The organism is Bacillus sp. SRB3LM (assembly GCF_015712745.1).
In the GTDB taxonomy this organism is placed as follows: Bacteria; Bacillota; Bacilli; order Bacillales; family Bacillaceae_G; genus Bacillus_A; species Bacillus_A thuringiensis_K.
In genome coordinates this window covers 147,216-167,450 of sequence record NZ_VWVQ01000004.1, presented here as the reverse complement: position 1 = coordinate 167,450, position 20,235 = coordinate 147,216, and the positions used below count along the sequence as shown (strand labels likewise).

The window sequence follows — 20,235 nt, the reverse complement described above, 5'->3', positions numbered from 1 at the left end:
TATCAAGATAATATTTTGAATAATCCTCAAAAAAAGAAATGTTTTGTCAGAAAATAATAAAATTTTATTAATTTTTATAATTAGTTGAATTTTTATAGAAATAATTCTCTTAATATATTAAAATAACATCGTATTATGTCAGATTTTAATTATTAGGGGAGAGAAATTTTATGTTGAAAAAAATCATTCCAGTTGCTTTAGCAATAAGTACAGTTACTTTTACTAGTGTATTTGCTTTGCCTTCAGTACAAGCGAGTACAGAACCAAACCGCTACATAGATGTGCAAATGCTCGGTATTAACGATTTTCATGGGCAACTAGACACGGTAAAAAAAATTAACAATAAAGATGCAGGGGGAATTGAGTACTTAGGGGCTTATTTACGTAATCGTGAAAAACAAAATCCGAATACATTAAAGGTACATGCTGGCGATGTTGTTGGAGCAAGTACTCCTGTTTCAGCATTATTACAAGACGAACCTACGATTGAATTTCTAAATGATTTGAAATTCGATGTTGGAACGATAGGAAATCATGAATTTGATGAAGGTGTTGCGGAAATGAACCGCCTTATTTATGGTGGATACCATGAGAAAACAGGGAATTTTAAAGGAGCAAAATTCCCATATGTTGCCGCAAATTTCTATAATAAATCCACTGGTCGTTTATATTTACCACCATTCACTATAAAAAAGGTACAAGGAGTTCCTGTTGGATTCATCGGAGTCGTAACAACGGATGTTCCTAACCTTGTTATGCCTACTATGCTAAAGAATGTAGAAATTACAGATGAAGTTGAAGCTATTAACAAATCCGTAAAGCAATTAAAAAAACTAGGCGTTAAATCTATCGTTGTTCTTGCGCATAACGGAGGTATAACAGATGGGAACGGTGTAACAAATGGTGATATCGTCCGATTAGCAAATGAGACTGATCCAGAAGTCGATGTTATTTTTGGTGGGCATAGCCACACTTATGTAAATGGAACTGTTAATAATAAACTTGTCGTACAAGCAAATTCTTATGGTATGGCTTTTGCTGATGTTGATGTAAAGATTGATCGTAAGACACAAGATATTGTTGAGAAAAAAGCAGAAATTGTTACAACTTACCATGAAGGCATGGAGCCTGATAAAAAAATAAAGAAGAAGATGGAGAAATATCAAGCAAAAATCGCACCTCTTGTTAATGAAGTTGTAGGTAAGTCTATTGCTCCACTAGATCGTAAACTCAATACGGCTGGTGAATCTACTCTCGGAAATTTAGTTGCTGATGCCCAGCGTGCAACAATGCAATCTCAAATTGCACTTATGAATCCTGGTGGTATTCGTAATGACTTAGATGCTGGTGATATTACATGGGGAGAGATATATGGTATTCAACCATTCGGAAATCAATTAATAAAAATAAATTTAACAGGTCAAGACATTCGTGATATTTTAAATCAACAATGGCAAAAAGATATAACAAGAATGCTTCAAATTTCAGGTATCCAATACACTTGGGATGCGAACAAGCCTAATGGAGAAAAAGTAACAAGTATTCGCTTAACAAATGGAGAAGAAATCATTCCTTCTAAAACTTACAGCGTCGTTGCTAACGCATTTCTAGCTTCAGGTGGAGATGGATTTGTATCCTTTAAAAACGGTAAAGATGCTGAAACAGGACCAACTGATTTTGAAGCATTAGTAGATTATATAAAAAAATCAAAAGAACCAATTCAGTCTATTATCGATGGAAGAATTCAACAAATAAATTAGTTTTTATTAATCTCAAAAACAACTAGATTACCTGTGCGCTATACTCTTTAGTGTGCAGGTAATCTAGTTTTTTGATTTGAAATAGTCTAACTGTGGCCAATGGGTATACCGTCTAGATGCAGAGTACCGAAAAAAATGAAGTGAACAAAAAATAACCCCTAAATTAACTCTATGATAAAGAGACTACAAACAATCAAAATTTGGAACTTCATATTAACCACGTTAATAATACATACTGAAATTGAATACTTTAGATAACATCATTTATAACGAATATCTATACATTATAATGTTATGCAATGAGGAATTTACACTACAATGGATTGAAGCTTATGTAGTTTTATATTCGTATAAGTGAATTAAGAATTTCTTAAGAACCTATTAAGAAATAAGTGAGTTTTAGGAATTAGAATAAATGTATCTTAACAGTAATAAGAAAATGAATGTTTTAAATGGAAGTTGGCAGAGTATGTCAAAAAGCTATAAGTAAATATTTCAGGAGGTTTTTTATGAAAAAGAAAATAATTATTGCAATTGTTGCTTCTGCTATAACAATGACTCATTTTGTAGGAAATACTTATGCAGATTCGAAAACAGAGGTTTCTGTTACAGCTCCCTACAATATAAATCAAATAGTGAAATGGTTAGAAGCACATGCAAAGCCTTTAAAAACAACTAATCCAACTGCATCTCTTAATGATTTGAAACCACTTAAGAATATGATAGGTTCAGCTTCAATTGTAGGTTTAGGTGAAGCTACGCATGGGGCTCATGAGATTTTTACAATGAAACACCGCATTGTTAAGTATTTAGTATCTGAAAAGGGCTTTACCAACTTAGTTTTAGAAGAGGGATGGGACAGAGCTTTGGAACTTGATCGATATGTTCTTACTGGAAAGGGAAACCCAAGCCAACATTTATCACCTACATTTAAGACGAAAGAAATGCTAGATTTACTTGATTGGATTCGGCAATATAATGCTAATCCAAAACATAAATCGAAAGTACGTATCATTGGGATGGACATTCAATCAGTAAACGAGAATGTCTATAATAGCATAATAGAATATATTAAAGCGAACAATTCAAAACTGTTGCCTAGAGTAGAAGAGAAGATAAAAGATCTTATTCCTGTAACAAAGGATATGAATACTTTTGAAAGCCTTACGAAAGAAGAAAAAGAAAAGTATGTTTTAGATGCTAAACAAATTAGTGCTTTATTAGAGGGAAATAAAAGCTATTTAAATGGAAAATCTAAAGAGTTTGCATGGATAAAGCAAAATGCTCGTATTATTGAACAGTTTACTACAATGTTAGCGACACCTCCTGATAAACCAGCGGATTTTTATTTGAAACATGATATTGCAATGTATGAAAATGCGAAGTGGACTGAAGAACATTTAGGGAAAACCATTGTATGGGGACATAATGGACACGTTTCAAAAACAAATATGCTTCCTTTTATATATCCTAAAGTAGCTGGGCAGCATTTGACAGAATATTACGGAAAAAGATACGTATCTATTGGAACGTCAGTTTATGAAGGACAATACAATGTCAAGAATAGCAATGGTGAATTTGGCCCATATGGAACATTAAAATCGGATGATCCAAACAGTTATAACTACATTTTTGGACAGGTCAAAAAAGATCAATTTTTTATTGATTTACGTAAGGCGAACGGCGTGACAAAAACTTGGTTAAACGAACAACATCCAATTTTCGCTGGAATAACTACCGAAGGGCCTGATATACCAAAAACTGTTGATATATCATTAGGTAAAACGTTTGATATACTTGTTCAAATTCAAAAAGTGAGTCCATCTCAACTACATCAATAAATTTAGAATAATGTACCTTAATGACAAATTTCATAGTGTTTCATATAACACTATGAAATTTGTTTTATATAGCAAGAAGAATAATCGTATTAGAAAAAATCAGCAGTTTAACCTGTTAAGAGTAAAACGAATCTTCAATATGTAAAGCGCAAAAAACACTGAAGCGAAAAGCATCGGTGTTTTTTGCGCTTTTGGGCACAGATGCTACTTCGATCCTATTGTAGAAGTGATTTTGTATATTAAGGAATTTATAAGGAATAGGTAAGGAAAAAGAGATTTTCATTGTGTAGGATAAAAATATAAGGAGGCGTGAAGGGGGGAACAAGTACGGCCTACATATAAAACAAATAATCAGTAACAAGAGTGTTTTGTGAAAATAATGAGTACAATGATTGCAAATGCATTGTTGCCTTTTCATCATTGAGAGAATGGATAGCTGTGTGGTTCGTATATGACACTGCTATTAACTATCTATATAATTTAAATAGAAGAGAGGAATTCTTTATGAAAACACGCAGTAAAATTACATGTGCAAGTCTAGCACTTTTAATAGGTGGAAGTTCCCTGTTATACATAACACCAACATCAATTGTAAAAGCAGAATCTACGCAAAATGTATCTAGTTCGTTACAAACAAGTACGAAAAGCGATCGTACTTCCGTTAAGAAAGCAATACGGGATGAACTGCAACTTGGATACCCGGGAATACTCGCTCAAATTTCTAAGGGTGGTAAAACTTGGAGTTATACCGCTGGGGTAGCGGATCTGAAAACTAAGAGACCAATGAAAGCAGATTTTCGCTTTCGCATTGGCAGTGTGACGAAAACGTTCATTGCAACGACTCTACTTCAATTATCTGGAGAGAATCGTTTGAATCTAGACGACTCCATTGAAAAATGGTTGCCTGGTGTCATTCAAGGAAACGGATATGATGGTAACCAGATTACTATCCGGCAAATATTGAATCATACAAGTGGTATTGCTGACTATATAAATTCAAAAGACTTTGATATAACGGATATAAAAAAATCGTACACGGCTGAGGAATTCGTAAAGATGGGGATTTCACTTCCCCCAGACTTTGCACCAGGAAAGGGTTGGTCTTATTCAAACACAGGATACGTATTACTGGGAATCCTTATTGAAAAAGTAACTGGCAACAGTTATGCCGAAGAGGTTGAAAATCGGATTATTGAACCGCTTGATTTGTCAAATACATTTCTACCTGGCAATTCAAGCGTGATTCCAGGTACCAAGCATGCACGTGGCTATTTGCAACTAGACGGAGCGAGTGAGCTAAAAGACGTTACTTATATTAACCCAGGTAGCTCGGATGGAGATATGATTTCTACTGCTGACGACTTAAACAAATTCTTCTCTTACTTACTAGGTGGCAAATTACTGAAGGAACAGCAACTAAAACAAATGCTTACTACAGTTCCTACAAATAGAGAGGGAACTGGATATGGTCTTGGAATCCTTGAAATTAAGCTTCCGAACGGTGTCTCGGTATGGGGACACAGAGGTGCCGTTCCAGGGTTTTCCACTTTTGTTGGTGGAACACTTGGAGGTAAACATACACTCGCTATCAATTCGAACAGTTTAAACATTAATAACCCGGAATTTTTTAAAAACATTTTACTTGCTGAATTTAGCAAGTAGACAAAAAGGAAAACTGGATAAATTTATCATTTGCAATTTCAATAGGAATGGATTAACACTTGAAATGAGTATAGGGGGGCATTAAGTATCTAGAAATAATCAAACCAATAATGAGAGATTGCTAAGTAAAAGGATTTGTTTATATATTCTATTCTCTCCAGCCGATTAAAAAAGTAACAGATATAATGAGTGATTATTATGTATACATTATTGCATTTGTGTTGGTATCGTCACTGATTATAAATTTGTATAAGGTGCGAAGTCTAATTTATGACTTCGCACTTTTGCTGTTTAACAGCCATTATTACTAAGCTATTAATAATAGAAAAAAGGAGAATGTAACTAGTTATGCAGATGAATCTTGGCACAGGCGTTATGTAGGAGGTTTTGCTGAGAATAAATTTAGAAGAATATATGAATTAGAGACATGAAGGCTGAAGTGAATTTTAGTAGTTTTTATGTTCATGAGTTACTTGAAATTCTAGCTGTTTTGTATGCATAGTTTTTCCCACCGTGATTGATAGTGCATAGATATTATTCTTATTATTATATATATTACCGAGTATGCATTAAGTGAGATTTTTTTAGAACTAAATACAGTGCCATCCCCTAATGGTGAAAATGGTATTTGAATATTGTAGGGCTCTTAAGTATTTTTTAGATTTTTAAAGCCCGGTCATTTTAACCAAAATTTTCATAGAAATACCTTTGAAAAGAACGTAAGTTCGTATATAATAAGAACGAATGTTCTTTTGTTGGGAGTGATAACCTTGTATGATTATTCTCTTTTACCGAATCGTATTATTCTTTGTGTAGACCTTCGTAGCTTTTATGCAAGCGTATCATGTATTAAAAAAGGACTTGATCCAAGATATACAAAATTGGCTGTCGTAGGGGATGTGAATCAGAGCGGATCAATTGTATTAGCAGCAACACCGCCATTAAAAGCGTTAGGAATAAAGAAGATGGCTCGTTTGTACGAAATACCGAAGCGACCAGATATTATTATTGTGAATCCAATTATGCATACGTATATGAAATGTTCAACTTTCATAACGGGTTTGGCTTTGCAGTATGTCGCGCCGGAAGATTTTCATCAATATAGTATCGATGAATTTTTTATGGATATGACTGCAAGTATTCATTTGTTTGCCAGTAATCCGCGCGAATTCGCATTAAAGTTCAAGCGAGAAATATATGAACGTACAAGGATTGAAAGTACGATTGGTATAGGGCCTAATTTATTATTAAGTAAAGTAGCGATGGATGTAGAAGCGAAGAAGAATAGGGATGGAATAGCGCAGTGGACGTATGACGATATACCCGAGAAGTTATGGAGTATTAGACCGCTCAGTAAATTTTGGGGTATATCGTATAAAACAGAGATGAAATTGAATCGAAAAGGTATACATACCATTGGAGAATTAGCTCAGTATCCTTTGAAATATTTAAAGCAATCATTCGGTGTAATAGGAGAAGAATTACATCTACATAGTAACGGAATTGATTTTAGTAGAATAGCAGAAAAATACGTTCCAGCAACAACATCTATAGCGAAAAGCCAAATATTATTGCGTAATTATTCGATAGAAGAGTTCATAGTTATTTTATTAGAGCATATAGAAGAGGTTTGTTATAGGTTGAGACGAGAAAAGAAATGCGCGCAAACAATTCATTTTTCAGTTGGATATAGTAAGGAATGCGGTGAGGGAATAAAAAAGGTACATACGTTAAATAGAGCAACAAACTTAACGATGGATATTTATAATGTTTGTACATATTTTTTATATGAACGCCATACAGGAGAGCCGATTCGATCAGTAAGTGTTTCATTAACAAACCTTATTAATGAAGGGGAAGAGCAAATTTCGCTTTTCGATAACATTATACAAAGAGAAAAAGAAATACGATTAACGAAAGTTATGGACGAAATTCGAACACGATTTGGTAAGAATAGTATTTTACGAGGTGTTTCTTACACAAGCGTCGCAACAGCAAGATATAGAAATACATTATTAGGAGGGCACAAATCGTGAAGAATGTTAATATGCCAAAAGGAAGAGGTATGGTAAAGTGGCAACCGTTTGCCAGTATGCCGGAGCAGTTCGCAGTTATTAAAGAAATGGTAAAGGAGCAAACGAAAGCCTCGCGTCCAACTGTAATGCAAGATGCAAAACAAATGATTGAAAATAAGCTATTAATTTCATTTTTAGGTGAGGAAGAGGTTTTACTTACATATTATAAAGATGGTTATTTATATAAAAATTACATAACAGTAGTGGATATTAATCCATTAATGGAGACGATCACTTGTACGGATGCTTTTTGTAATAAGCGCACTTTTAAGTTTTTTGATGTAATTGAGATTGATTAAAGTATATTTCTATGCAGCAGGCGTATTTTTTTAGCCTACTGCATAGAAAGGTCAGTTACAGTATTAGGCTTATACTAAAAATAAGATACCCTTTATTACCATTGACGATAGTTGCATTTTAGATGAAAGAATGTGGGGAAACACCCCCCGTTAACAATAGAATTAGCATTAACATTAACAGCAGTTATAGGGTTTCTTAAAATTATGCATATCAGTTGTTAGAGGGTGCGATATTTATTTAGAAAAAGCCGTTTTAGATACTAATAGATATAATTAAGAAAAGACTTAATGACTAAAGAAAATAAGCATTTTACACTTCAATTATAATAGGGAGGATCATTGGTTTTCTTTTTGTATGTGAGTATATAAAGTGACCAAGTGATTCTCGTATTTCTCTTTTTAGAACATTCCATTGATTAATATGTGCTTTTTGTAATCTGTTGACAGTTTCTACAACTAATTGATTAATTTTATTTAAGAAATCTTCTGAGTCCCGAACATATACAAACCCACGAGAAATTGTATCAGGGCCAGAAATTATTTTCTCTTCTGTTTTACTCAAGGTTATAACTATTACAAGCATACCATCTTCAGAAAGTTGTTTGCGATCGCGCAATAAGGCGTTTCCAACATCTCCAATACCTAAGCCATCTACATATATATTACCCGCAGTTATACGTCTTGTTTGCATAGCAGTTTGATTTTTAATATCAACAACATCTCCATTGCCGATAACATAAATATTATCTTTCTTGACACCAACAGATTCTGCCAATTGACGGTGATGATGTAACATTCTAAATTCACCGTGTATGGGAATGAAATATTTAGGTTTCATTAAAGTAAGCATCAATTTTAATTCCTCTTGATATGCATGTCCAGAAACGTGCATTCCTGTTGAACTTCCAGATCCATAAATAACATTTGCTCCTAATAGATATAAGTTATCTATAATACGTGAAACATTACGCTCATTTCCTGGTATGGGGGATGCAGACAAAATGACTGTGTCACCTGGTAAAATATCAACTTGTCGATAGTTGCCACTAGATAATCGGGACAGAGCAGCCATAGGTTCACCTTGACTACCAGTGCAAAGTATAGCGACTTTTTCGGGTTCCATTTGATTAATCTCATTTGCTTCGATTAACATGCCTTCAGGTATATTCAAATAGCCTTGTTCTAAGGCGACAGAAACTACGTTCACCATACTTCTTCCGAGGAGGGCAAGCTTTCTATTTGTTTTTAAAGCGGCATCTACTATTTGCTGTACACGATTCACATTAGAAGCAAAGGTAGATATAATAACTTTGCTGTGAGCCTTTACAAAGGCTTCTTCAATTTTTTCGCCTACTAATCGTTCTGATGGAGTAAATCCAGAACGTTCGGCATTCGTACTTTCTGAGAGGAGAGCTAAAACTCCGTTACTTCCGATATTAGCCATTTTGTGAATGTCTGGATATTGATTGTTTATGGGAGTCAAATCAAATTTAAAATCACCTGTATGGACTACTGTACCTTCTGGTGTATGAAAAGCAATCCCGAGGCAATCGGGAATACTATGATTTGTTTTGAAAAAAGATAGGTTTATCTGTCCGAATTCAATTAAAGACTTAGAGTCAATAACAATTAACTGTGTCGAATCTTGAAGTTTATGTTCTTTTAATTTAATGCCGATTAAGCCTAAGGTTAATTTTGTTGCGTAAATTGGTACATTCAATTGTTTTAAAAAATACGGAATACCTCCAATGTGATCTTCGTGTCCATGTGTAACAATTAAACCTCGAATTTTATCTTTATTTTCTTGTAAATATGTAACATCAGGTATTATTAAATCTATGCCTAATAAACTCTCGTCAGGAAACTTAGAACCACAATCAATGATTACAATGTCATCTGAATATTGTATGACATACATGTTTTTACCAATTTCATTAACGCCACCTAAAGCAAAAATAGATAGTTTATCATTTATTATACTCAAATGAATATCCTCCTCTTAAAACAAATTTACTTGAATCTATGTAAAGGTTTGTAACCAACTATTCATTAATAGTTGGTTACAGTTATCTCAAAGACCCATATCTTTTAATCCAGGACTATGCTCATTTGGCATTTCAGGAAGTTCTGGTACAGGAAAACCTTTTGGCGGGTCAGTTACTGCTAATGTTCCTTTGTTTCTACTTGGTGATTCACCTTGGAATATTTCTCCTATTCTTGTTGGATCTAAGCTAAAATTAAATTGTGCGTTATGGAATCCCATGTCTACATACTTTCTGCACTCTGGGTATTTATTAATATCATAGTTCGGCACAGGGAAGAGTTTCCCCCATTCAACACCCAATGTCTCTAAAGCTTTTGCGAAAGCATTTTGATGAGCATTATCACGTACAATTAAAAATGCAAGTGTTTCTCTAAAAGTTTGATTGGAACTCATTTCATAAATTCGAGTTTTTTGAAGTACACCTGTAGATTCAAGTACTACGTTATCTAATAAATCGCTAATTAAATTCCCATGACTATATACCCAAGATCCATTCCATGGGTTGCCAGCTGCATCAACAGGCAATGAACTTTGAGCACCTACAATAAAGTGGTGAGGATTTGCATGTTTAACCGCTTCATCAAGTGGTGCGTTGTCAACACCAGCATTTCCTGGCGTAGGTTCACCAGATCCATCCAGTTAATAGTTGATTAATTGTATGTTGTACAAGTTCTACATGGCTTATTTCCTCTAAAAAAACACCTCGAAGTAAATCGCGATATTGCTTCTCTTTACCTCTAAAATTTGAGCTTTGGAAGAAGTATTGCATCATTGTACGCATTTCGCCATAATGCCCACCTAATATTTCTTGTAAAACTTTTGCGGCAGCTGGATCTGGCTTGTCCGGCTTGATAATATTAATCAGTTCTTCTTTATAATAAAACATGAAGTACACCTCTTTTAAGTTAGTTAACATTGTTATCGTGTCCGCTAATTGGTTACTTAATACTCAAATTCATTTTTTTACCAATAAATCATGATCTCAAAATGCAAATTCTTTTGGAAATAACTATTTTCGATATGAGATGAAAATGGGGGAATAGCTACTTACAATTTAATAAAAAAGATAAGATTACGGAGTGTAATCTTATCTTTTTATTAAGAATAATAAATTGTATCTTCAAGGTTTTAAAATGACTTTTATACAATCATCTTCACGATTATTAAAAATTTGATAACCATAGCTCGCTTCTTCAAGGGGGATTTTGTGTGTAATAATCTCTTTTGGATCGAATTCTTTGTTTATTATTTTTTCAAATAGTTCCGGCATAAAATGAATAACAGGTGCTTGTCCCATTTTAAGGTTAATATTTCTAACCCAAAATGCTCCGAGTGGAAATGCATTATAATTGCCACCATAAACGCCAGTCATTTGAACCGTTCCATATTTTCTTATGGCTTTCGTAGCGATTTGAATAGGGCCGAGAGTTCCGCCTTGTAATTTTAATTTTTGTTCTAGAAATTCTAGTGGCGATTTTTTTCCATCCATGCCCACGCAATCAATGACTACATCGGCACCGCCATGTGTGATTTCCTTTAAATGTTCTCCCATATCGGGGAATTTTGTAAACTCAAATACCTCAACATTGTTAATCTTTTTTGCATAATTTATACGATAATCTAAGTAATCGACTGCGATTACACGCTTAGCACCTTGCATCCAAGCAAATTTTTGTGTCATTAATCCAACAGGCCCGCAACCAAGGACGATAACAGTATCACCTGGCTTAACACCAGCGTTTATTACACTCCAATAGGCTGTTGGCAAAACATCGGATAAAAACAGTAAAGATTCATCTTCAAGTTCGCATGATTCTGGTATAACAAATGGAGTGAAATTTCCAAAAGGAACTTTTAAATATTCTGCTTGTCCACCTGGATGGTTACCAAATTTCTCTGTATAACCAAAGTATCCACCAGAATCATAATGAGGATTGGAGTTATCACATTGGCTTTCCATTTCATGTTGGCAATAAAAACAATGTCCACAAGAAACGTTGAAGGGGATGACAACACGATCTCCTTTTTTCACTTTAGTAACATCTGGACCAACTTCTTCAACAATGCCCATTGGCTCATGACCAATAATGTAACCTGGAGGTAAAGGCATGTTGCCCTGATATAAATGTAAATCAGAACCGCAAATAGCAGTTGAAGTAATTTTTACAATAATATCATCTTTTTTCTCTAACTTTGCATCATCAACCTGTTTAACTTGTACTTGGTTTGGTCCTTGATAGGTTACAGCTTTCATCTCATATCTCCTTAGGAATCATTTTTCATAATTTATCTCGCTATTTGCCGGCTGCCCGTAAAAGCCCGATTGATGAGGGCTGATAATCACCCGGGGATGAACAAAACCCCACTGATTAAAATTTCACTTTATATGTATCTCCTGATAAAATATAAATTTTTAGTAAAGAGAAACCTGTACATAGTGTTGTTATGAAAGTATGTTATAGCAACTCTTCTTTCTTATATCTTTTGCCCTATTTTAAGAAGAAACTCAATAATTATTCATAATCTAATTTCCATAAAAAGGATAATTATTATTTCATAATTTGTCGCATATTAAAAACATCGGAGGTGAAATAATATGGCAAACAATAATAGTGGAAATCGTAATGAATTATTAGTTCGAGGCGCTGAACAGGCTCTTGATCAAATGAAATATGAAATTGCACAAGAGTTTGGTGTACAACTTGGTGCAGATACAACAGCTCGTTCAAACGGATCTGTTGGTGGTGAAATTACAAAACGTTTAGTTGCAATGGCTGAACAACAACTTGGTGGTAGAGCTAACCGCTAAGAGAATTCGTATAAAATATAGCGAATATGTAAATCAATTTCTTTTGTATATGTATAAAAATAAAAACCCTTATAGTAAATGGATTCTCACTCAAAGATTATTGATAATCTTCTTTCATAATCTTTGGGTATTTAATTTGTAAACTACTTTCCTAAACAATAAACACGCAGTGTTGGAAAGGTGTTTTCCATGCATAGTAGAAAAGCTTTTGCAGGAAAAAGCATACTTAAAAATTTGATTTCAATATTGAAATCAATATTGATTATGATATTTTCGAAAGGGAGGAATTTAAAAATGGGTATTTTAAGTGGAAACCCTCAAAATGAACCGTTACATTACGGAGAAGTATTTGATATTTGGAGTTATCTTCTAGCCGCACAAGGTGGAATCGCAAGCCATCAAGTATTTATGAATCATACAGGTGACGAAGATTTGAAGAAGTTTTTAGAAAGCTTAATTGAAAATGATATGAATTCAGAAATAGAAGAGTTAAAAACTCTTTTAAAAGTTAATGGCGTAGCTTTACCGCCAGCTCCGCCAGAACGACCAGTTGCATCTATTGAAGACATTCCTCCTGGAGCACGTATTAATGATGCAGAAATTGCAGCAGCGGTTTCTACAGGATTAGCAGCTGGACTTGTGACATGTAGTCAAGTGATGGGAAAATGTCTTCGAGAAGATGTAGGGATGCTATTCGGACAATTTCATATGAAAAAAGCACAAGCAGGTGTAACTTTGCTACGTTTAAGTAAGAAAAAAGGGTGGGTAGTTCCACCTCCATTACATGTGAAAAACTCTGATCAAGCTTAATAAACAAAAATAAAAAAGTGGCATTGGCCACTTTTTTATTTTTTAGATGTATCCTCAACTTTGGATTTATTTATTGTAGAAGAATCCATATATTCATCTGACATTTCCATAGCATATTTATCATGATGAATATGATTGTGATTTCTTAATTCATCGTCGTTACGCAGTACTAACCTCTTCATATAAATGTGGAAGAAAACCTCTATTCCGCCAATAATTAAAGCGGCTAAGAATGAAGAAAGTCCAATATTACGAGTAGCATCTAAATTAGTAAACAAGTATGTTAAAAGCCAAATTCCGAAGAAGCTTAAGCCGAAATCTGCCATTGTAGCAATCGTATTTCCGTATTTAGGTAAAATGAAGAGATCGCCGATTAAATAGGCAGCTCCTGTTAAGAAAAGAGAAATGAGTAATACTCTAGGAATGGAAATGCCTTGAAAGATACTGAGTACGATAAGTAATACTGCAGTTATCGCTGTGTATTTAATTAATAAAGCAACAATATGTTTCATCATTTTCCTCCATTGTTTAAACGTATATGGAATAAAATATTTCATTAGAAACGGGTTATGCTTTTATATAGCGTAACCCGTTTCATTTTCTGATGGAGGCCTATTTATAATATCCCATGGCACGTATATTGTATTTCGTTCTCCTATACACTATTATGTTGGGCTTAAAGGGCATCAATTATACCTTTGAATTCACGGTCGTAATTACCAATTAATTAGCTATATATTTTAGCATGTAATTTAACATATTAAAGAAAGAAGGAGGTGAATGAACATGTCAAACAATAACAGTGGAAGCAGCAATCAATTATTAGTACGTGGCGCTGAACAAGCTCTTGATCAAATGAAATATGAAATTGCTCAAGAATTTGGCGTACAACTTGGTGCAGATGCAACAGCTCGTGCAAACGGATCTGTTGGTGGTGAAATTACGAAACGTCTTGTATCATTAGCTGAGCAACAACTTGGCGGTGGCGTTACTCGTTAATTTTATATATGAAATGGATATAAAGGAGAGGCATGCCGTCTCTCCTTTCTCATACATTTTTATTTGTTTAACTTTTAGACTCTCGAGGTTTTAAATACATAATGAATTTTTTGTGAAATAAAAGGATAAAAGATAAGAGGTTATATTTGATGCGAAAGGGGCAGAAAAAATGAAATATGAAGCGTTATTTACAGTTGAGATTTCTGTAGGAAGTGAGAGAGTAGCAAACCATAAAATAAAGGCACATGATGTCGTTGATGTTGTTGAAAAGCTTGCTGAAAAGTACTTAAGTAATCATGAGGGACATTCTCAAAATGAATAAAGGAGAATCGTAATATGACCTGTCATGATGTTAAGAACAAAACGAAAGAAAAAAAAGATTTAAAATGGTGGCAACTCTCACTTATTGGAATTGGTTGTACGATAGGAACGGGCTTTTTTTTAGGATCCAGTATAGGGATTAAAATAGGTGGATCTTCAATTATTCTTATTTTGATTTTAACTGGATTCACTACATATATTGTATTTGAAGCATTGGCAAAAATGGCTGTGGAAGATCCGCAAAAAGGATCGTTTCGCATTTATTCAAGAAAAGCTTTTGGAAATTGGGCGGGTTTTAGTCACGGATGGACATATTGGTGTTCGGAGTTGCTTATTATGGGCAGCCAGTTAAGTGCGTTAGGAATCTTTTCACGTTACTGGTTCCCTAAAATACCACTATGGATATTTGCTGCTGTATATGGAGTAGCGGCTATATTAATTATTTTTATAGGGGTAAAGATATTCGAACGTTTAGAAAAATGGATGGCTATTATAAAAATCGTTGCTATTGTGGGGTTTATTGTAATTGCCATTTTAGTTATTTTAGGATTTATAAAGGGTGGTTTATATAAGGCACAAATCCCGCGTAATTTTAAAGACTGGTTCCCAAATGGATTAAAAGGCACTTGGTCCTCTCTAATTTATGCATTTTATGCATTTGGAGGAATCGAAATTATGGGATTAATGACAATAAGACTGAAAGACCCTAAAGATGCACAAAAGTCAGGAAGAGTAATGTTAATGATTTTAACGATTATTTACGTAGTCTCTTTAGGGTTGGCAATTATGATGGTTCCGTTAAATCAGTTTAATACGAAAGAAAGTCCTTTTGTAATAGCGTTACAAGACTATAATTTACCGTATGTGCCATTTATTTTAAATGTAGTATTAATTTTAGCGGGCTTTTCAACGTTAGTTGGTTCATTATTTGCAGTGACAAGTGTATTAATGAACTTAGCTGAAGAGGGTGATGCACCTGCGATGTTTGCGAAAAAAAACAAGAAGAATATCTCTTTTCCAGCTTTAATTCTTATCATAATGGGGCTTGGTGCTTCTATCCTTAGCGCTTTATTACTACCAAAAAATATATATGAATATGTAACAACTGCAGCTGGATTAATGTTGTTGTATACATGGAGTTTAATTCTTCTTTCCTTTTGGAGACTAATGAATCCAAAAGGGTGGATGCAGATAAAAAGTATTATTGGTCTTATTATGATTGCACTAGCTGTTAGTGGAACACTATTACAAAAAACAACGCGTTTTGGTTTCTTAGTGAGCTTGTTGTTTTTAGGAATAGTTATTATTGTTACTATAATTGTTCATTTTGTCTCACGAAAAAGGAATCCAGCTATATGAAGTATCTTTCTTTTCACACCATGAATAGTATGTCAGAACTAAATAATAGAAGTTATTGAAAAATGATTTGGTAAGTTTGAAAACCAAAATATAATCCATAAATAATAAGTGATATTCCAGATACTACTGTTATAAGAGACAATATACGTGTATTCAAAATTTTACGAAATATACTAGATGTACTTGCCATCGTAATATCCCAAATAAAAATGCCTAAAATAATCCCGAAACTATATAACAAAAGCTGCTCTTTATTATAGGAAGAAGCGGCTTTTGCTAATATAGAGCCGAAAATTCCAAGCCAAAATAGAATTGTTAATGGATTAGATAAGGACATAAAAAAACCAGAAAAAAAGCTTTTAATAACTGAATCATCATTTCTCGTATTACTAATGCTAATTTGATTTGCATTTTTTAAACTTTCGATACCTGTATAGATTAAAACAAAAGCGCCGAAAGACCATAAGAAAAGTTTTATAATATCTTTTTCGAGGAAATGAATGACACCTAAATAAATAAGTGCCATGTAGATGACATCTGCAAGTAAGGCTCCTATGCCAAGAATCCAAGCGTGAAAAAACCCACTCCTAATACCTTTTTCTAACTGTGCAGCATTAATAGGCCCCATTGGAGCAGATAATGATAAACCTAAGAAAACATAGCTTAAAAATATGCCCACGTATGATATGCTCCTCCCACTAAATTTGATCTATATTAAATCTATTCAGTGGTTAAAGTTTGTACAACTAAATAATAAAAAGTGGAGTGGGTTACTTATTTTTATGCAAGTATTTTATTATTCGAGAAAAGGGACACTTGGATGGAATTGTTTCATCATCACGTAAAAAATATTGTTGCCATTCATAATTATCTTTTTCACCATAATCTTTAAGAGAAGGGTGAATAGGAGCTTTGTCATAAGCGGCTAGACGTTGACGTATTAAGTTTTTTAGCTTTCTACTGCGTTTCTCAGAATTCATAATTCCCTGTAAAACCCACCTAGGAGTTAAAGCAAGCATCATACATGAAAAATGTCTACTTTGTCTATTGACATGGGCAGGTGTAGCGCAGTAAACAAAATATGATTCATTATGAAAGCAAAATTCCCAAGTGTTTTCCATAGGATCATTTGGAATGTGCATAGGCCATTCCATTTCGTCCAAACGGCTAGTTGTATTAAGTAGAGACCAATAAATATGTTCAAAATCTTCAACTGTAGTTTCTCGCAGTAAATCTATTGGTGTATGAATAAAAACAATAAGTGAAGCGTATTGCCCTGTGTCTCTAGAACATTCCGTATATTCTTTAAGTAATGTGGCAAAATCAGCGCTAGTATTCGTATCTCTAGGATCACCTATGAATCCGTACCGGAGGTGATTGGCTGTAAAGCCGTGTTGAGCTGGGATACAAGGGAACGGCTTATTTTTATCTGTCATTTTTAATTTAAAAGAACGGAAAGCTTCTTGTTGCCAATGTGGAAGGTTAGTAATATTTTTTTGTAAAGAGTCTTTATCATAAAGCATAGTCATCTTTTTATCCCTCCTAAGTCATAATATATAACCTATTAATTATTTAAAAATAGGTGACTAACACGGCTAGAATAATTATTTTTTAATCTATAAAAATAAAATGATTTAATGAAGAATCCCCTTCAATGTAGTTACTTTAATAGTTGATCTTTAATAACGTATAAATTTAAGTAGCTATAAAATTTGAAAAATATATAAGGAATATGTAGGTACAATGTTCACATTTATATTTTCTAACTAATATGGTTTATAACGAAACAAGAAGGGATGTATTATGATGGGGATTTTTAAGGAAGAAAAAATTAAATTTATAGATTGTAAAGGCGAGGAAGTCATTTTGAAAATCAAAATTAAGGATATAAAAAAGTAGGGAAGAGGAATTAAGGATACTTTATTGTGATTAACATAGAAGGATGAAAAGTAACCATGAATTAGATTGAAATGAATTCAGTAGTATAGGCCCTTTTTGAATTTTTTTGCATATTGTAGCATGAATGAATATTAAGGGGGAACGTCTATGTCTTATCCTAATCAACTAGCTTGGCATGAAACATTGGAGTTACATGAATTAGTAGCATTTCAAGCAAACGGTTTAATCAAATTAAAAAAATCAGTTAGGAATGTACCTGATCAAGCACTTCAATCGTTATATATTAAAGCTATAAATGCCATCCAAAACAATTTACAAGAGTTAGTACAGTTTTATCCATATGCTCCTGGATTTCAATCGCAACATCGTGATGACACTGGATTTTACGCTGGAGATTTGCTTGGGTTAGCAAAGACATCTGTTCGAAATTATGCAATAGCGATTACTGAAACTGCAACGCCTCGTCTTAGAGAAGTTTTAATCCGTCAAATAAATGGTGCTATACAATTACATGCACAGGTTTTTAACTTTATGTATGAGCGTGGTTACTATCCAGCTTATGATTTAAAGCAACTATTAAAAAATGATGTTCAAAATGTGCAAAAGGCAATACAAATGCAATATTAAAATGAAGATTTGGAAATTATCATGAGAGAAAAACTATAGTTTATTTATAGAGGATCAAATAATTAAGACTATATGATAATTTCCATTGTTAATAAATTAATTAAATGCTAAAAATATAGATTCATTCTAAAATATTAAAGAAATTATACTAGCGCTATTTTAGAATGGTGAATTCCTTAAAGCTTTTTTAGTGAGTTTTAATAAAATATTAAATACGCTTGAGAATAAGTATTTATATGATACATCTAATTGAATGTTATTTTCCTTCGGCACTAAGTATGTTTAGCACGTTTTTCTTTTGGGAAAAATAAGAATATACATTAGTGGAAAGGATAGGATTTAATGTTTACCAAAACCGATAATACAAGCTATTTAACCTCTTCTGTTTATTTGACCCGTAATCTATGGTCAGGTATCTTGTTTGGGCTAGGGTTAGTAGCTTTTATAGATGAAACTATTTTTCATCAACTGCTACATTGGCACCATTTCTATGATAAATCTACAACAGATATTGGACTCATTTCAGATGGTCTTTTTCATGCTTTTAGTTGGTTTGCAACGATTGGTTCCTTGTTTATGGTTGCTGATCTCCGCCGTAGAAATGCATTTTGGTTGAAAAGATGGTGGAGCGGATTAATGCTTGGTAGTGGTGGATTTCAATTATATGACGGTATAATTCAACACAAACTAATGAAAATACATCAGATTCGATACGTAGATAATGTTCTTATCTACGACGTAATATGGAATATAATTGCGACTGTAATGCTCTTAATTGGCATTCTGCTAGTTTTTCAGACAAGAACTGATGAAAGATTATTGAGAGGTAAAAGCTTAAATGAACAATAACCATCTTCATCATGAAATATGGAATGCACTGGATATTTTACTATTCGTATTCATTTTAATTATGTTAATAATTTATATAGTAGCCACGATTTTATCAAATAGCCATTACAAACGATGGCCGTTATATCGAAGTGTCTTCTGGATTTTAGGACTTATTTGTGTGGCAATAGCAGTTGTTGGGCCCTTAGCTCATCGTGCTCATAATGATTTCACAGTGCATATGCTTGTGCATTTACTCCTTGGGATGCTTGCTCCAATTTTTATAGCATTAGCCGCTCCAATGACTCTTTTTTTACGAACGCTCAATGTGAAAGCAGCACGACGTCTTTCAAGGATACTAAAGAGTAGGCCTCTACAACTTCTTACTCATCCAATTATCGCAACCTTACTTAATTTAGGAGGACTATGGATTCTCTATACGACTAGCTTATACTCGATGATGCACGAAAGTATACTTCTTCATTTGTTCATACATTTCCACGTTTTTATTGCAGGATATCTGTTTACCACATCAATGATTTATGTTGATTTAATATCCCATAGGTATAGCTATACGTACCGATCAATTATTTTAATAATTGCATCAGCTGGTCATGGGATATTATCAAAATACATATATGCTCATCCGCCTGCTGGTGTAGTTACTAAACAAGCAGAAATTGGGGGCGTGCTGATGTATTATGGCGGAGATTTCGTTGATATTGTTCTTATTTTTATACTTTGTTTGCAATGGTCTAGGGGTAGCAGAAAGAGAACAAAAGTTAATAATGTAGTAAGGGCATGGGATGTATCGGATTTTTTGAAACTAAAAACTTTGAAATGAAATGTAGTTAAACTGTATTATGGATTAAGTATGGTATGAACAAAATTTAAAAAAGTAT

Annotated in this window: 18 protein-coding genes and 1 pseudogene; 13 read left to right on the top strand and 6 right to left on the bottom strand. The window is 33.6% G+C overall.

Features of this window, described 5'->3' with window-relative positions; all coding sequences use genetic code 11:
- Positions 1 to 170 precede the first annotated feature (170 nt).
- From F3I02_RS02425 to F3I02_RS02405, 5 genes are all read left to right on the top strand, one after another.
- Positions 171 to 1,760, top strand: coding sequence for a bifunctional metallophosphatase/5'-nucleotidase (locus tag F3I02_RS02425; RefSeq protein WP_046946076.1), 1,590 nt, complete (start codon positions 171 to 173; stop codon positions 1,758 to 1,760).
- A 509-nt stretch (positions 1,761 to 2,269) separates the two neighbouring features.
- The gene (locus F3I02_RS02420) at positions 2,270 to 3,601 is read left to right on the top strand and encodes an erythromycin esterase family protein (protein WP_000726825.1); all 1,332 of its coding nucleotides are present in this window, start codon (positions 2,270 to 2,272) and stop codon (positions 3,599 to 3,601) included.
- Positions 3,602 to 4,039: 438 nt separating this feature from the next.
- The gene (locus F3I02_RS02415) at positions 4,040 to 5,263 is read left to right on the top strand and encodes a serine hydrolase domain-containing protein (protein WP_116777374.1); all 1,224 of its coding nucleotides are present in this window, start codon (positions 4,040 to 4,042) and stop codon (positions 5,261 to 5,263) included.
- Between the two features lie 770 nt (positions 5,264 to 6,033).
- Complete coding sequence (locus F3I02_RS02410; protein ID WP_196477530.1) at positions 6,034 to 7,299, top strand: Y-family DNA polymerase; 1,266 nt, start codon at positions 6,034 to 6,036, stop codon at positions 7,297 to 7,299.
- Entirely contained in the window at positions 7,296 to 7,637 is a 342-nt protein-coding gene (locus F3I02_RS02405; RefSeq protein ID WP_196477529.1) for a YolD-like family protein, read from the top strand. The genes F3I02_RS02410 and F3I02_RS02405 overlap by 4 nt, the downstream gene beginning before the upstream one ends.
- A gap of 310 nt (positions 7,638 to 7,947) precedes the next feature.
- On the opposite strand, the gene F3I02_RS02400 is transcribed toward F3I02_RS02405, so the two are convergent.
- The 3 genes and pseudogenes from F3I02_RS02400 to F3I02_RS02390 all read right to left on the bottom strand — a co-directional run bounded on the left by F3I02_RS02400 (position 7,948) and on the right by F3I02_RS02390 (position 11,935).
- Positions 7,948 to 9,621 carry a ribonuclease J gene (locus F3I02_RS02400; RefSeq protein WP_196477528.1) on the bottom strand — a complete coding sequence of 558 codons (1,674 nt, stop codon included), beginning with the start codon at positions 9,619 to 9,621 and terminating at the stop codon, positions 7,948 to 7,950.
- Between the two features lie 87 nt (positions 9,622 to 9,708).
- Positions 9,709 to 10,567 (bottom strand): annotated as a pseudogene (locus F3I02_RS02395) (manganese catalase family protein).
- Positions 10,568 to 10,801: 234 nt separating this feature from the next.
- Positions 10,802 to 11,935, bottom strand: coding sequence for a zinc-dependent alcohol dehydrogenase (locus F3I02_RS02390; protein WP_196477527.1), 1,134 nt, complete (start codon positions 11,933 to 11,935; stop codon positions 10,802 to 10,804).
- 342 nt (positions 11,936 to 12,277) lie between these two features.
- On the opposite strand from F3I02_RS02390, the gene sasP reads away from it, so the two are divergent.
- Both sasP and F3I02_RS02380 read left to right on the top strand, forming a co-directional pair.
- Positions 12,278 to 12,490: a small acid-soluble spore protein, SasP family gene (sasP, locus tag F3I02_RS02385; RefSeq protein ID WP_000002833.1), complete on the top strand. Its 213-nt coding sequence runs from the start codon at positions 12,278 to 12,280 to the stop codon at positions 12,488 to 12,490.
- A 294-nt stretch (positions 12,491 to 12,784) separates the two neighbouring features.
- Positions 12,785 to 13,300 (top strand): DUF3231 family protein, encoded by a 516-nt coding sequence (locus F3I02_RS02380; protein ID WP_000512139.1) that lies wholly within the window; start codon positions 12,785 to 12,787, stop codon positions 13,298 to 13,300.
- 35 nt (positions 13,301 to 13,335) lie between these two features.
- Here the strand turns inward: F3I02_RS02380 and F3I02_RS02375 are convergent, their stop codons facing one another.
- Positions 13,336 to 13,812, bottom strand: coding sequence for a YndM family protein (locus F3I02_RS02375; RefSeq protein ID WP_000680682.1), 477 nt, complete (start codon positions 13,810 to 13,812; stop codon positions 13,336 to 13,338).
- A gap of 274 nt (positions 13,813 to 14,086) precedes the next feature.
- Between F3I02_RS02375 and F3I02_RS02370 the strand changes: the two genes are divergently transcribed.
- The 3 genes from F3I02_RS02370 to F3I02_RS02360 all read left to right on the top strand — a co-directional run bounded on the left by F3I02_RS02370 (position 14,087) and on the right by F3I02_RS02360 (position 15,979).
- The gene (locus F3I02_RS02370) at positions 14,087 to 14,299 is read left to right on the top strand and encodes an alpha/beta-type small acid-soluble spore protein (RefSeq protein WP_000069660.1); all 213 of its coding nucleotides are present in this window, start codon (positions 14,087 to 14,089) and stop codon (positions 14,297 to 14,299) included.
- 169 nt (positions 14,300 to 14,468) lie between these two features.
- The gene (locus tag F3I02_RS02365) at positions 14,469 to 14,621 is read left to right on the top strand and encodes a hypothetical protein (RefSeq protein WP_000872954.1); all 153 of its coding nucleotides are present in this window, start codon (positions 14,469 to 14,471) and stop codon (positions 14,619 to 14,621) included.
- A gap of 14 nt (positions 14,622 to 14,635) precedes the next feature.
- Complete coding sequence (locus F3I02_RS02360; protein WP_000128225.1) at positions 14,636 to 15,979, top strand: amino acid permease; 1,344 nt, start codon at positions 14,636 to 14,638, stop codon at positions 15,977 to 15,979.
- 52 nt (positions 15,980 to 16,031) lie between these two features.
- Here F3I02_RS02360 and F3I02_RS02355 read toward each other — a convergent pair whose 3' ends face one another.
- Together F3I02_RS02355 and F3I02_RS02350 are read right to left on the bottom strand one after the other, a co-directional pair.
- On the bottom strand, positions 16,032 to 16,658 hold the full coding sequence (locus F3I02_RS02355; protein WP_000510852.1) for a LysE family transporter: 627 nt from the start codon (positions 16,656 to 16,658) through the stop codon (positions 16,032 to 16,034).
- A gap of 91 nt (positions 16,659 to 16,749) precedes the next feature.
- Complete coding sequence (locus F3I02_RS02350) at positions 16,750 to 17,508, bottom strand: YqcI/YcgG family protein (protein WP_000178273.1); 759 nt, start codon at positions 17,506 to 17,508, stop codon at positions 16,750 to 16,752.
- 517 nt (positions 17,509 to 18,025) lie between these two features.
- Here F3I02_RS02350 and cotF point away from each other — a divergent pair.
- The 3 genes from cotF (at position 18,026) to F3I02_RS02335 (ending at position 20,177) form a co-directional block, all read left to right on the top strand.
- Positions 18,026 to 18,505 carry a spore coat protein CotF gene (gene cotF / locus F3I02_RS02345; protein WP_000121386.1) on the top strand — a complete coding sequence of 160 codons (480 nt, stop codon included), beginning with the start codon at positions 18,026 to 18,028 and terminating at the stop codon, positions 18,503 to 18,505.
- 342 nt (positions 18,506 to 18,847) lie between these two features.
- Positions 18,848 to 19,354, top strand: a complete 507-nt coding sequence (locus F3I02_RS02340; RefSeq protein WP_000494506.1) for a DUF2243 domain-containing protein — start codon at positions 18,848 to 18,850, stop codon at positions 19,352 to 19,354.
- On the top strand, positions 19,344 to 20,177 hold the full coding sequence (locus F3I02_RS02335; RefSeq protein ID WP_001063498.1) for a cytochrome c oxidase assembly protein: 834 nt from the start codon (positions 19,344 to 19,346) through the stop codon (positions 20,175 to 20,177). The genes F3I02_RS02340 and F3I02_RS02335 overlap by 11 nt, the downstream gene beginning before the upstream one ends.
- The last annotated feature ends 58 nt before the right edge of the window (positions 20,178 to 20,235 follow it).

What these genes read in the sequence shown, in the direction of transcription:
- F3I02_RS02425 (WP_046946076.1), top strand. Translation starts at nt 171, where the DNA reads ATGTTGAAAAAAATCATTCCAGTTGCTTTAGCAATAAGTACAGTTACT.
- F3I02_RS02420 (WP_000726825.1), top strand. Translation starts at nt 2,270, where the DNA reads ATGAAAAAGAAAATAATTATTGCAATTGTTGCTTCTGCTATAACAATG.
- F3I02_RS02390 (WP_196477527.1), bottom strand. Translation starts at nt 11,935, where the DNA reads ATGAAAGCTGTAACCTATCAAGGACCAAACCAAGTACAAGTTAAACAG.
- sasP (WP_000002833.1), top strand. Translation starts at nt 12,278, where the DNA reads ATGGCAAACAATAATAGTGGAAATCGTAATGAATTATTAGTTCGAGGC.
- F3I02_RS02380 (WP_000512139.1), top strand. Translation starts at nt 12,785, where the DNA reads ATGGGTATTTTAAGTGGAAACCCTCAAAATGAACCGTTACATTACGGA.
- F3I02_RS02375 (WP_000680682.1), bottom strand. Translation starts at nt 13,812, where the DNA reads ATGAAACATATTGTTGCTTTATTAATTAAATACACAGCGATAACTGCA.
- F3I02_RS02370 (WP_000069660.1), top strand. Translation starts at nt 14,087, where the DNA reads ATGTCAAACAATAACAGTGGAAGCAGCAATCAATTATTAGTACGTGGC.
- F3I02_RS02365 (WP_000872954.1), top strand. Translation starts at nt 14,469, where the DNA reads ATGAAATATGAAGCGTTATTTACAGTTGAGATTTCTGTAGGAAGTGAG.
- F3I02_RS02360 (WP_000128225.1), top strand. Translation starts at nt 14,636, where the DNA reads ATGACCTGTCATGATGTTAAGAACAAAACGAAAGAAAAAAAAGATTTA.
- F3I02_RS02350 (WP_000178273.1), bottom strand. Translation starts at nt 17,508, where the DNA reads ATGACTATGCTTTATGATAAAGACTCTTTACAAAAAAATATTACTAAC.
- cotF (WP_000121386.1), top strand. Translation starts at nt 18,026, where the DNA reads ATGTCTTATCCTAATCAACTAGCTTGGCATGAAACATTGGAGTTACAT.
- F3I02_RS02340 (WP_000494506.1), top strand. Translation starts at nt 18,848, where the DNA reads ATGTTTACCAAAACCGATAATACAAGCTATTTAACCTCTTCTGTTTAT.
- F3I02_RS02335 (WP_001063498.1), top strand. Translation starts at nt 19,344, where the DNA reads ATGAACAATAACCATCTTCATCATGAAATATGGAATGCACTGGATATT.